13 protein-coding genes and 1 pseudogene are annotated in these 13,157 nt (G+C 43.4%); 5 read left to right on the top strand and 9 right to left on the bottom strand.

Features of this window, described 5'->3' with window-relative positions:
* Positions 1–4: 4 nt before the first annotated feature.
* From DW959_RS01540 to DW959_RS01520, 5 genes and pseudogenes are all read left to right on the top strand, one after another.
* Positions 5–145: pseudogene (locus DW959_RS01540) on the top strand (flavodoxin family protein); the annotation flags it as partial.
* A 34-nt stretch (positions 146–179) separates the two neighbouring features.
* On the top strand, positions 180–731 hold the full coding sequence (locus DW959_RS01535) for a histidine phosphatase family protein (RefSeq protein ID WP_118615128.1): 552 nt from the start codon (positions 180–182) through the stop codon (positions 729–731).
* 67 nt (positions 732–798) lie between these two features.
* On the top strand, positions 799–1,245 hold the full coding sequence (locus tag DW959_RS01530; protein ID WP_242997316.1) for a hypothetical protein: 447 nt from the start codon (positions 799–801) through the stop codon (positions 1,243–1,245).
* Positions 1,246–1,305: 60 nt separating this feature from the next.
* Positions 1,306–1,782, top strand: coding sequence for a dihydrofolate reductase (locus DW959_RS01525; RefSeq protein ID WP_118615125.1), 477 nt, complete (start codon positions 1,306–1,308; stop codon positions 1,780–1,782).
* A 15-nt stretch (positions 1,783–1,797) separates the two neighbouring features.
* The gene (locus DW959_RS01520) at positions 1,798–3,165 is read left to right on the top strand and encodes an MATE family efflux transporter (protein WP_118615122.1); all 1,368 of its coding nucleotides are present in this window, start codon (positions 1,798–1,800) and stop codon (positions 3,163–3,165) included.
* A 133-nt stretch (positions 3,166–3,298) separates the two neighbouring features.
* Here DW959_RS01520 and DW959_RS01515 read toward each other — a convergent pair whose 3' ends face one another.
* From DW959_RS01515 to DW959_RS01475, 9 genes are all read right to left on the bottom strand, one after another.
* Positions 3,299–4,636, bottom strand: coding sequence for a HAMP domain-containing sensor histidine kinase (locus DW959_RS01515; protein WP_226801044.1), 1,338 nt, complete (start codon positions 4,634–4,636; stop codon positions 3,299–3,301).
* Positions 4,637–4,777: 141 nt separating this feature from the next.
* Entirely contained in the window at positions 4,778–5,461 is a 684-nt protein-coding gene (locus tag DW959_RS01510; RefSeq protein WP_117807856.1) for a response regulator transcription factor, read from the bottom strand.
* Positions 5,462–5,556: 95 nt separating this feature from the next.
* Positions 5,557–6,096: a DUF4342 domain-containing protein gene (locus tag DW959_RS01505; protein WP_021944337.1), complete on the bottom strand. Its 540-nt coding sequence runs from the start codon at positions 6,094–6,096 to the stop codon at positions 5,557–5,559.
* 110 nt (positions 6,097–6,206) lie between these two features.
* A complete protein-coding gene (locus DW959_RS01500) occupies positions 6,207–7,019 on the bottom strand; it encodes a hypothetical protein (RefSeq protein WP_021944336.1) in 813 nt (270 codons plus the stop codon).
* Positions 7,020–7,207: 188 nt separating this feature from the next.
* Complete coding sequence (gene aspS / locus DW959_RS01495) at positions 7,208–9,013, bottom strand: aspartate--tRNA ligase (protein ID WP_117784613.1); 1,806 nt, start codon at positions 9,011–9,013, stop codon at positions 7,208–7,210.
* A 23-nt stretch (positions 9,014–9,036) separates the two neighbouring features.
* On the bottom strand, positions 9,037–10,287 hold the full coding sequence (hisS, locus tag DW959_RS01490; RefSeq protein ID WP_118615119.1) for a histidine--tRNA ligase: 1,251 nt from the start codon (positions 10,285–10,287) through the stop codon (positions 9,037–9,039).
* 41 nt (positions 10,288–10,328) lie between these two features.
* On the bottom strand, positions 10,329–10,949 hold the full coding sequence (locus DW959_RS01485) for an HD domain-containing phosphohydrolase (protein ID WP_118615116.1): 621 nt from the start codon (positions 10,947–10,949) through the stop codon (positions 10,329–10,331).
* The gene (gene hemZ / locus DW959_RS01480) at positions 10,946–12,499 is read right to left on the bottom strand and encodes a coproporphyrinogen dehydrogenase HemZ (RefSeq protein WP_118615113.1); all 1,554 of its coding nucleotides are present in this window, start codon (positions 12,497–12,499) and stop codon (positions 10,946–10,948) included. Before hemZ ends, DW959_RS01485 begins: the two co-directional genes overlap by 4 nt.
* A 24-nt stretch (positions 12,500–12,523) precedes the next feature.
* Positions 12,524–13,156 (bottom strand): MBL fold metallo-hydrolase, encoded by a 633-nt coding sequence (locus DW959_RS01475; protein WP_118615110.1) that lies wholly within the window; start codon positions 13,154–13,156, stop codon positions 12,524–12,526.
* Position 13,157: the final 1 nt, after the last annotated feature.

Here is a 13,157-nt window from a genome sequence, read left to right as displayed (position 1 = left end):
AAAAGCATTTGACGAAGAAGGAAAACAGACTATGCGTGTCCTTGCACGGAATATGGCATTTCTTATGAAAAGCATTGCTCTCGGAAAAGAACAATTCGGACTTCCAAAGACTGAGGAACATGCATGGACACATTTCATTCGATAAAATAATAGCATACCAGAAGGAGAACTGATAAACTATGTTATACATTATGAGACATGGAAAAACAGACTGGAACAATACACGGCGATTGCAGGGAAGAACCGATATTCCGCTAAATGAAGAAGGACGGCAGATGGCGGAGCATGCCAGAACAGAATATGCCGATATCCATTTTGATATCTGCTACTGCTCTCCCCTTATCCGAGCAAAGGAAACAGCCGAGATCGTATTAAAAGGGCGGAACATTCCGATCATAACGGACGACCGGTTAAAAGAAATGAGTTTTGGCAGCTATGAAGGAACCGCAAACTGCATAACTACTCCCGGCTGTCCAATAAAAGATCTCTTTCTTGATCCGGCAAACTATAAAGTTCCAAAGGATGGTGGAGAAAGCTTTGAACAGCTATTTGCGAGAACAGGAGAATTCCTGAAAGAGGTTGTAAAACCACAATTAGACGAAGGAAAAGATGTCCTGATTGTCGGACATGGAGCTATGAATTCCAGTATCATCTGTCAGGTCAAAGGGATCCCGTTGTCAGAATTCTGGAGCGCAGGAATCGAGAACTGCAAACTGAAACGCATACTATAAATATCATTTATAAATCCAAACAAAAGCAACACATTTCATTCAATAGCAAATGAGGAGATATTTGAAAATGAAGACCTACAACTTCTATGGTTGGGAACAGGCAACCGTTCCTGCCATAACAAACAAGTATAAAGGAATCCATACACCACAGGATCTGTATGACAGATTATCTGATATCTGGTGCGCTGATACTTGCGCACCAAGACTGCGTGATGGCTGGACACCGGAGAATAAAACCTTGGGGCAGTGTTCTATCACAGCATTTCTGGTTCAGGACATCTTTGGCGGCAAAGTGTATGGCATCCTGCGTCCCGGCGGAAACTATCATTGCTATAACGATGTCAACGGTCATATATTTGACCTGACCAGTGAACAGTTTGGTGATGAGACTCTTTCTTATAAGAACAATCCTGAGCAGTTCCGTGAAGTACATTTTGCAAAAGAAGAAAAACGTTTAAGATATGAATATCTGAAACAACAACTGGCACGCTTAAACCAGCAATCCACTTGCTGATTTTCGTAAGATCAGGTATGCTGAAAAATAAATATGACATCTGAGAAAGGAACCCATACTATGATAGGATTAATCGTCGCTCGTTCAAAAAATAATGTAATTGGAAAAAATGGACAGATCCCATGGCGGATCAAAGGAGAACAGAAACAGTTTAAAGAACTGACAACAGGGAATACTGTGGTTATGGGACGTAAGTCATATGAAGAGATCGGACATCCTCTCCCGAACCGAATGAATATCGTTGTGTCAAATACTGCCAATTACTCCGGTGAAAACCTGCTTACCGTTCATTCCTTACAGGAAGCTCTTGATGCTGTAAAAGAGGGAAATGTCTATATCTCCGGTGGATACGGGCTGTTCAAAGAGGCACTTCCACTGGTTGATATGATGTATATCACAGAAGTTGATACTGTCGTTGAAGACGGAGATGTCTTCTTCCCAGAATTCAACGCAGATGAATTCGATATTACAACCGGTGAATCCGGCGGTGACGACATTACATTTACCCGTATGACCTACACCCGCAAGAAACTGTAAACAAGGACAACCCATATGAATACACAGACAACAAATGAAAATCCTCTCGGCTCTCAGCCCGTAAAAAAATTATTAATGCAATTTGCCATTCCAAGTATAGTAGCCATGCTGGTTAGCTCTCTTTATAACATTGTTGACCAGTTTTTCATTGGGCGAAATGTCGGCGAACTTGGTAATGCTGCGACCAATATTTCATTTCCACTTTCCATATCCTGTATCGCGATCGCTCTGCTGTTCGGCATCGGCGGCGCATCTGCTTTTAATCTGGCTATGGGAAAAGGAGAAAAGGAAAAAGCTGTTTATTATATCGGCAATTCCGCTGTTATGCTCTTTGGCTGTGGTGTGATTTTAACTACGATCACCCTGCTGTTCTTAGAGCCTCTGCTCCGCTTCTTTGGATCTCCCGACAATGTACTTTCCTATGCAAAAACTTACACAGGCATTGTTGCAATCGGATTTCCTTTTCTGATCCTCACAACCGGAAGCGGTCATCTGATCCGAGCTGATGGGAGACCGAAGATCAGCATGATCTGTAACCTCACCGGAGCCGTGATCAATACGATCTTAGATGCACTGTTTGTATCCGTTCTTCAGATGGGTATGGCAGGTGCAGCCATCGCAACCGTTATCGGTCAGGTAATCTCCGCCGGTCTTGTCATCTGGTTTTTATCCCACTGCAAGACTGTAACGATAAGAAAAAAACATCTCCGCATCAGCAGATCGATCATAGCAAGAGTCTCATCCCTTGGTACTGCTCCTTGCAGCAACCAGCTTGCCATGATGATCGTACAGATCATTATGAACAAATCTCTCAAATACTATGGCTCCCTTTCTATCTATGGCGAAGCAATCCCTATCGCCTGTGCCGGAATCATCACAAAAGTAAACCAGGTATTCCTATCCCTGATCATCGGTATATCACAGGGCTTACAGCCGATCACCAGCTATAACTATGGTGCAGGGAAATACAAACGGGTGAAATCTGCCTATCTGTTTGCTTCTACCTGTGGATTTGTGATCGCGCTTATTGCATTTCTGCTGTTCCAGTTTGTGCCAAGGCAGATCATATCCATTTTCGGAAACGGCTCCGAAAGCTACTTTCAGTTTTCAATCAGCTATTTTCGTATTTTTCTGTTCTTTACGTTTATAAACTTTATGCAGCCGATCACTTCGAACTTCTTTACATCGATTGGCAAACCGAAAAAAGGAACATTCCTGTCATTGACCAGACAGATCCTGTTCCTTCTACCATTATTAATTATTCTGCCGCTTTTTATGGGCATTGATGGCATTATGTATTCTGGTCCGATTGCCGATGGACTTGCCGGAGCGGTCGCCATTTTCATGGTCTGGAATGAATTCCGCACCAAACCTTTCCGCTAAAAAGATTAAACCGTCTCCAGCCCTTTATCAGGGTTAAAGACGGTTTTTATCAACACATTTTGTTCTATAACTCACAATGGTCTTTATATATGATGATATCACCAGGCACCGTTCACACAGGCAAGTTTACTTTTTACTCACACATCGGGAAACGGACAATAAAGCGAGTGCCGATCTCCGGACGGGAAACGACCTGGATCGTGCCGGAATGAGCATCGATGATCCATTTGGCGATAGACAAACCAAGGCCGGAACCGCCGGTCTCGCCATTTCTCGCTTCGTCCGACCGGTAGAATCGTTCAAAGATATGAACGACATCTGACGATTCCATTCCGATTCCCTCATCCTGTATCATATAACTGACATAACCGGATTCCAGCATAACTCCTAATATAATATCCGCATCATCCGAAGAATACTTTGCCGCATTCTGTACAAAGATCCGGATGGACTGTTTGATCATGGCTATATCACCTGTCATATATGCAGGATCTGTTCCACGGAACAGATAGCGGTGCTTCCCATCGATCATCTGGGATTCCTCCCAGACCTCACTGACCATCTGATTCAGATCCAGTTTCACTTTATTCAAGGTATTTCTTCCGCTGTCACCCCGCGCAAGGAACAGAAGCTGTTCTACCAGTTCTTTCATATGCTGGGACTCATTCTTAAGGGCTTCGATGGATTCTGTCAGAACCTTTTCATCCTCTTTTCCCCATCGATCCAGCATATTCACATATCCCTGGATCACAGCAATAGGTGTCCGAAGCTCATGCGACGCATCCGATACAAACCGTACCTGCCGCCTTTCATTTTCTTTCATATTCCGAAGCAGATTATTCAATGCGATCTCGATACTTTTCAGTTCCTTGTCACCGGTATGGATTCCCTGTTCGGCATCATCCGGAGAAATATGTGATATTGCCTGTTCCAGATGAGCCATCTGATCCCGAGCGATCGTTTCTGTCGTCTTCGAATCAGAATGCTTCTTCCGATCCTCCATACCATTTTGCTCAAATGACATCTTACTGATCTGTTCTGCTTTTACCGCCAGATCATTTAACGGCTTCAGCTTTCTTCTGACAACAGAAGTCCGGAATAACGCAAAAAACAACACAAATCCTTCTGCCGATAACAGTATGGTTCCCGGTACAGCTACCAAATCCCTTACATCCCGGAAATCATATGCATATGATTTCCGGTCATTTCCATCGATCACATATTCCAGTGTATGCTTTTCTTGATTGACATTAAAATAATAATGCTCACCTGTTACCTGATCCGGAAGCTTTGTTGTACACCAGTACATCCATGTTCCCATAATAAGAAGGGCAATGATAATATTGATTCCTATTACATTGCCCACTTCCTTCAGCCAGAAGCTGATATTTATTTTTCTCGCAATCGAGGTCACTCTCTTATTTTCATTCATCTGTGATACCTTTTCTTCTACATTCTTACATCCATACATGCACAGCTCTGGCTCGCGCCCTGCTCTCAAAAACAAATATTTCATGTATGCATTGCGAACTAATCAAGATGGCAATTGCACGCACTGTATTCAAAGCAGACATCCGACGATATCCTGCAGCCTTTATGCCAGTCTGTATCCTTACGATTCCCGGATCACATATCCAACCCCACGGACAGTTGTGATCAGCTTGATCCCAAACCGGTCATCAATCTTCGTACGAAGATAACGGACATATACGTCTATGATATTTGTCTCACCGACATACTCATAACCACAGACAATATTCATCAGCTTTTCCCGATCCATGACGATATTCTTATTCTCCATCAGCGTATGCAGCAGTTCAAATTCCCGATTGGTAAGCTCCACCGGTTCTCCCGCCACCATAACCTCATGCCGGTCAGTATCCAGGCTGACTCCATGGATCTCTAGCTTATGTGTCTCCTGCCGGTCTGTGCTTTTCCGCTTCAGCGCTACACGGATACGAGCCAGAAGTTCTTCGATCGCAAATGGCTTCGTAATGTAATCATCCGCTCCCGCATCCAGCCCGGACACCTTGTCCATTACCGCATCCCTTGCAGTAAGCAGCAGGATCGGTACATTATTTCCTTCTTTACGAATACGGCGAAGAACCTCCAGACCATTTAGCCTTGGAAGCATAACATCCAGCACGATCAGGTCAGCATGTTCTGATAGTGCCAGATCCAGACCTGTCCGCCCGTCAAATGCCTTTATTACTTCATAGCCTTCATGAACCAATTCCAGCTCTACAAATCTGGCAATCTTTTCTTCATCCTCTACAATCAAAATCTTCCGGCTCATCTCTACTCCTTGTTGTCACGATTTATTTTAAGGGAGTATCTTGAGTACCTATGTCCCTTAAAATAAATCTGTGTATTGTAAATTAATCTCTCACATTAGTTCTTGTTAATGTCTGTCTTAATAGTTTCTACCGTATCCGCAACCTTGTCACAGGCACTGTTCAAATCTACATTGATATTATCGATTCCTGCGAAATGGTATCTGCATTCACAGAATAAACCGACCACTAATAATGGAATCGTGATCCAGAATGCGAAGATGATCGCAAGTATCAATACCAGAACAGGTACATTTACCATAGTGCTGCCGCGTCTTTCTATGATGAACTTGGAATCCACGCTTTTCTTTAAAAGTCTTCCACACCAGGAAAAAAACTGATCCATCATCTGACCAAAGGTCTTTTTATTGCAGTCTCTGGTATATTCCTGCTGTGCCTGTTCAAATTCTGTTGATGTCTGCTGTGCCTGTTCCGTCGTGTAACTGGTAACCTCCGGTGCTTTTACCTTACCGTTCTTTTCCAGATAAATGATCGCATCCAACACATCATAATTCGTTGCTTCCAAAGCGGCCTTGGCTTCTTCATAGCTGACACCTGTTTTTTCTCTTAACTTCTCTACTTTTTCTAAATTATCCATATCTTTTTCCTTCTTTCTCTATTCTCTCCTCAGCTGATGGTATTACTATACCAGCCACGAATTAATCTAAAATAGGAGAAAGATTAAAATCAGATTAATAAACTAACCTTCTATTTCAATGCAGCTTTCTCGATCGAATAGCTCCCGATCAACTCATCATCTTCATCATAAACAGTAAATTCACCAGTCAGCGTTGTCATTGCTTTCACGTCGGACACGTCACAGAATAAGGTTGCATATGTATGCCCCATTGCATCTGCCACATAAGAAATTTCCTCTTCTTTTCCATTTACAAGAACTGTGTCAAATGTTGCCTGTATCTTTTTATCCGTTTTATTGTAAACCTCAAATGCCAGTACCTGTTCTGCGTCATCGCCATCACTGTCATTCTCAATTCCAATATAAGATACTGTGACCTTGTCATTATCAAGAATCGTTACAGCTCCCTCTTTTACGGTATATTCCTTTGTATCATCTTTTTCATTTGAAAGGGCAACGTCATCGATCTCATATGTACCGATCGTATAACCTTCCATGTCATCCACACATACAATACCAGTCAAAGCAGCCGGCGCTGCATCACAATCCACCAGACAAATCTGATCCTCACTTGTCTGTGCTTCCACATCCAGTCCAAACATTGGCTGAAGCGTCTCTCCATCAACCACTACATCACTGAAATACACATTTACCATCTGATCATCCGATTTATTTGTAATCGTAAACATCATTCCATGAACTTCCGGATCATATCCATTATATACCAGTGCAATCTGATCATTATCCAGCACTTCTACTGCAACCGTTCCATCCTCTGCCGTTGTTATCTCTTCGGAGGTCTGCTGCTTTTTATCTCCGCATCCGGATACAAGCCCTGCCAGAATACACAAACCTGCCGCCAGAATACAATGTCCTCTTTTCATAATCATTTATCCTCCACATTTCTTTCAAAACCAGAACCCATCCGCTTTATCTTTAACCAATGTGCCCTATTATAAAACAAAACCGCCCCCCGTATATCCCAGGCAGTCACCATAACCCGGTACAAACACAGGTTCTGGTTCGTTGCTTACACACAATAAGGATATACAGTGTGCAGTTTCATTATTTTTTATTCTTCCGTCTTCTGTTCGTCTAAAACTGTAATGTCAATACCAAGCTCTTTGAGCTGAGCCTCATCCACATAGTCCGGAGCATTTGTCATCAGGCAGGATGCATCCTTTACCTTAGGAAATGCGATCACATCACGGATAGAATCCTGTTTTGCCATAAGCATGACCAGACGATCCAGTCCATAAGCCAGTCCTGCGTGAGGTGGTACTCCATATTTGAATGCGTCTAACAGGAAACCAAATCTTTCATACGCCTGTTCCCTTGTAAATCCAAGACATTCAAACATCTTCTCCTGAATATCATCCTGATGGATTCTGACAGATCCACCACCAATCTCGTTACCATTTAATACGATATCATAGGCCTTTGCACGAACCTTACCCGGATCTGTATCAATGATCGCCAGATCCTCTTCCATCGGCATAGTAAATGGATGGTGCATAGCTGTGAAACGGTTCTGTTCATCTGACCACTCAAGAAGTGGAAATTCTGTGATCCATACGAATTCAAATACATTCTTGTCAAGCAGTCCCATCTGGTCTGCAAGGTGGCAGCGGAGTGCTCCAAGTGTATCCCATACAACCTTATTCTTATCTGCTGCAAATAACAGCAAGTCTCCCGGTTCACCGGAAAGTGCTGCTACGATATTGTTCATCTCATCTTCAGTCATAAACTTTGCAAAAGATGACTTGTAAGTGCCATCTTCATTAATGGCAATATATGCAAGACCTTTTGCTCCGTATGTCTTTGCAAATTCAACCAGAGCATCAATCTTCTTACGAGGCATTGCTCCCTGTCCCTTTGCATTGATACCACGGACAGATCCGCCATTTTCAAGTGCACCTGTAAATACGCCGAATCCACAGCCCTTAACAACTTCGCTGATATCCTTTAATTCCATACCAAAACGAAGATCCGGCTTATCAGAACCGAAACGGTTCATTGCTTCGATCCATGTCATACGGCGGATTGGAAGTTTTACATCTACATCCAGAATCTCCTTGAATAATTTTGCAAGAAGTCTTTCATTTACATCAATAACGTCATCCACATCTACGAAGGATAACTCCATATCCATCTGTGTGAACTCCGGCTGTCTGTCTGCACGAAGATCCTCATCACGGAAACATCTTGCGATCTGGAAATAACGGTCATAACCGGAGCACATCAGAAGCTGCTTGTAGATCTGTGGAGACTGTGGTAATGCATAGAATGTACCCGGATGGATACGGCTTGGTACGAGATAATCTCTTGCGCCCTCCGGTGTTGACTTACATAACATAGGTGTCTCAATCTCAAGGAAACCTTCATTTGCCATGAACTGTCTGGCAATAGTCATAACCTTGCTCTTCATAACCAGATTTCTCTGAAGATCCGGTCTTCTCAGATCCAGATATCTGTATTTCAAACGTAATTCTTCTTTTGTCTTGCTGTTCTCTTCGATCGGGAATGGAGGTGTCTCGGCCTCTGATAAGATACGAAGGGAAGTTGCCACAACTTCAATATCTCCGGTTGTCAGATTCTCATTTACTGCACCGACACGCTTGCAGACGGTACCTTCGATCGCTGCTACAAACTCACTCTTAAGCTTTGTTGCTTTCTCAAAGCACTCGCTTCCGCATTTGGATTCCTCAAATATGATCTGAAGAATACCGCTTCTGTCTCTGAGATCGACAAATATGATTCCACCTTTATTTCTGCTCTTCTGAACCCAGCCCATTACGGTTACTTTCTGTCCTTCAAGAGCGTTTGAAACCTCTGCACATCTGTGGGAACGCTTCAATCCCTGCATTGATTCTGCCATTTTTCTATATCCTCCTATGGTTCTTATCTTTCTTCTAATACACTTGCAAGCTGATCCAACGCAATCTCGGTCTGCTCGCCCGTTTCCATATTCTTGATACGACCGGTATTGGTCTCTAATTCATTATCACCAATAATGATCGTGTATCTCGCATTTAATTTATTTGCATATTTCATCTGCGCCTTTACGCTTCGATTCATGTAATCTGTCTCTACGATATAACCGGCCAGACGAAGATCATATACCAGCTTGTACGCTTTTGCCTTTGCGGAATCACCCATGATGCCGACATATAAATCAATCGGTTTTTCCGGCGCGAGATTGATATTTTCTTTCTCAAGGAAATACAGGATTCTTTCAATTCCCATACCGAATCCAACAGATGGCTGTGCCTCTTTTCCATCAATCTCATATACCAGATTATCATATCTTCCCCCACCGCATAAGGTGAAGCCCTCTTTATTTACGAATTCAAATACTGTCTTTGTATAGTAATCCAGGCCACGAACGATTCCGGTGTCAACCTCAAATGGAATCTCAAGCTCTGTCAGAAGTCTCTGAAGCTCCTTGAAATGAGCATCGCATTCCTCACACAGATAATCAATTGTTCTTGGAGCATCCTTTACGATCGCCTTACAACCCGGCTCTTTACAGTCGATTACACGAAGCGGATTTTTAACCATACGCTCTTTACAGGTATTGCAGAGTCCTTCTTCATGACCTTTCAGATAAGAAATCAGTGCATCATTGTACACTTTCTTACATTTTGGACATCCGATACTGTTAATGTGAAGTTTTGCATCTGACAGACCAATCTGTTTGATGAGAGTTGATACCAGTGTCATAACCTCTACTTCTGCCATTGGATTTGGAGATCCGACAAACTCAACACCAAATTGATGATGCTGACGAAGTCGTCCGCTTTCCGGCTTCTCATAACGAAATGCCGGTGTAATATAGAACATCTTGACCGGCTGTGGTTCTGCATATAATTTATTCTCAACATAAGCACGGATCGCACCTGATGTACCTTCCGGCTTCAATGTGATACTTCTTCCACCCTTATCAACAAAGGTGTACATTTCCTTCTGTACTACATCGGTTGTCTCTCCAACACCACGCTGGAACAGCACCGTATGTTCAAATACAGGTGTGATTACTTCCTTTATATTGAATTTCTCACACAGATTTCTCGCCATTGCTTCTACCTGTGTACGTGTTCTCATCTTGTCACCGAACCAGTCACTGGTTCCTCTTGGTGCCTGGGTTATCATATTCCATCCTCCATCTATTGTTCATATTTTTATACTATACATCAACTGATCCGTGATTCATAGCTCCCTTTTAAAATTAACTGAACCTCATCTAAAATATCAGTTGTATTTATAATTCTCTGAAATGCGAGAAATACTTTCATGTCAAAATGCCGCACCTCATCGATCACCATCAATAATGCGATCTTTGGTTCAAATGCTTTCCGGTATGCACGGTCACTGATCAGCGCGACAAATACATCACACACACGAATAATCCTTGCTCCGATCGGGATCTCCTCTCCCTGAAGACAGTACGGATAACCGGAACCATCATAGTTCTCGTGATGATACAAAATAATATCTGCAATATCATCCCCGTAGTCTTCTTGCCTTGCGATATCTGCCCCAAGCTTCGCATGAAGTCTCACATACCGCATTTCCTCAATCTTCATGGAATTGCCACGGCCATATATATACGGTGTGATGCGGAGCTTTCCGATATCATGGATCATACCGGCAACTGCGATCTTATGAATCTCTTCTTCCGGGAGCCCCAGTTCTCTGGCAAGCTCCGAAGACAACCGGCTGACACACATTCCATGACGGATGGCATCGTCCAGATCCTGTTCATAGTATTCTATTTCTTTATCTGTGTCTAAGTTTATAACTTTATCTGTCATTTTGCAAACGCCTGCTTTTTTCTGTCAATCATTTCATCAATTCTTGCGATATAATCGTCTACACTCTTACAATTTTCCACACGGTCGATCCGGTTTCCTATGACCGTCTCTCCTGTAACCGGATCCAGATCTCCCTCCCGGCGGATCAGCTTGCTGGAGCTTCCCGCACCGATTCCTATAATGTCTGTCCGTTCTTCCATGATCAGAATATTATAGAGACATTCCAGTCCACGTCTTGCATATCCGACATTTTCCAGATTTCCCGCCATATTCTTCTGTCTGTACAGATAATATGGTGCAAGTCCCAATTCTTCTGCGGCCTGTCCAACCAGTGATAACTGCTCATCTACATCACCTGCAAAGCTGTATTTGTCCATCTCCTGTTTCAGATGCGCTGCCCGTTTGATTGCAAGTGTGTGAACCGTAAGGCTCTCCGGTGCAAGCTTCTTCACCTTTTCCAGTGTCCGCTTCACCATCTCTGCATCTTCACCCGGAAGACCTACGATCAAGTCCATATTAATATTGTCAAAGCCAGCTTCTCTGGCTCTCATAAATGCTTCTTCTGCCTGCTCCGGTGTATGTGCTCTTCCGATCAGCTTCAGTGTCTCTCCATTCATCGTCTGCGGATTGATACTGATACGATCAACGCCATGCGCTTTCATCACCTGCAGCTTATCTGCTGTCGTACTGTCCGGACGACCTGCTTCGATCGTATATTCCCGAACCTGCGACAAGTCAAAATGCTTCTCGATCATGCTGCACAGACGATCCATCTGCTCTGCACTGATCGAAGACGGCGTACCGCCACCAATATAAATGGATGCCAGTTTCTTCTCGGTATAACTTTCCGCAATATACTCCATTTCCTTTTCCATTGTATCCAGATAAGCATCGACCTTATCCTTATAAACACCGATCGGATAAGAGGTAAAGGAGCAGTACAGACATCTCGTCGGACAAAACGGTATGCCGATATACAGACAGTATTCATTTCGCTCATCGATCGTCTCGATAATTGCTTTCTCACGTCTGGCGATCTTCACACAGGCTTCTGCCTTTTCCCGGCTTGCCACATAAGTTTCCTGATACAGCTTTTGTATCTCCTCATCTGTACATCCACGTTCTACCGCTTCCATTGCAATCTTCACCGGACGTACGCCGGTCAGACTACCCCATGGCAGAACTCTTCCGGTTCTCTCTGACAACATCCGGTACATGGCACGCTTCAGAACATTACGGAATACCTTTCTGTCATGATAATCCTGATCGATCACGATATCCGGTTTTCCACAGACTTCTCTCGCAGACCAGTCCTGCTGTTTATCCTCAGAAGCTCCTTCTGATTTCACATCCAGACCGCCGTCCTTCATCCAGATCTTTGTCTGACCTTCTGCAAATTCTGCCACAAGGGTTGCAGCAACATCCGCCCCAAGTTCAGGCTTCTTTTCTATATTCTCCGGTGTGATGATCTTCACACCCATGTAAAACGCCATGAGGATCACTCTCAGGTCATTATTATAATCTTCTACATTCTGAATCAGACAAATCATGTCAACCAAGTTCCTTATCGTTATTTATGAAAAAAATGGATTGAATTTTCTTTCTCTGCCAATCCTTGAAGTTCCGTTATGTCCCGGATACACAGCTGTTTCCTCCGGTAATACAAGAAGCTTCGTCTCGATCGCCTCTAACAGATCCTGTTCATTTCCGGTTGGGAAATCCGATCTGCCAACTGACGATGCAAATAATGTATCTCCGGTAAACAGCAGATGTTCTTCTGCGAAATAATAACACATGCCACCTATCGTATGTCCCGGCACACTGATACACCGTACCACAGTTCCTAAAACTGCAACCTCCTGTCCATCCTGCAGATAAATATCCGCTGATGTTTCAAGCGGATGGCCAAACACCGCAGACAGATTTCCTGTCCTGCTCTCAAGCACCTGCTTCTCGTCCTCGGAAGCATATGCCTTTACTCCTGTCAGTTTTCTCAGATCATCCAATGCTCCGATATGATCATAATGTCCATGTGTCAGGAAGATTCCTACACAGGCAAGTCCTGCATCTGTCAGACTCCTATAAATAAAATCTGCATTATCTGCCGGATCAACTACGATTGCTTCCTTTGTTTCTTTATTACTTACGATATAACAATTGGTTCCCAAATCACCCAACTGATATAATTTCACTTCTAATTCTGCCATC

It is taken from the genome of Clostridium sp. AM46-21, assembly GCF_003480025.1.
Lineage (GTDB): Bacteria > Bacillota > Clostridia > Lachnospirales > Lachnospiraceae > Coprococcus > Coprococcus ammoniilyticus.
Note: the sequence above shows the minus strand (reverse complement) of the source record. Positions and strands in the feature narration are given on the sequence as shown.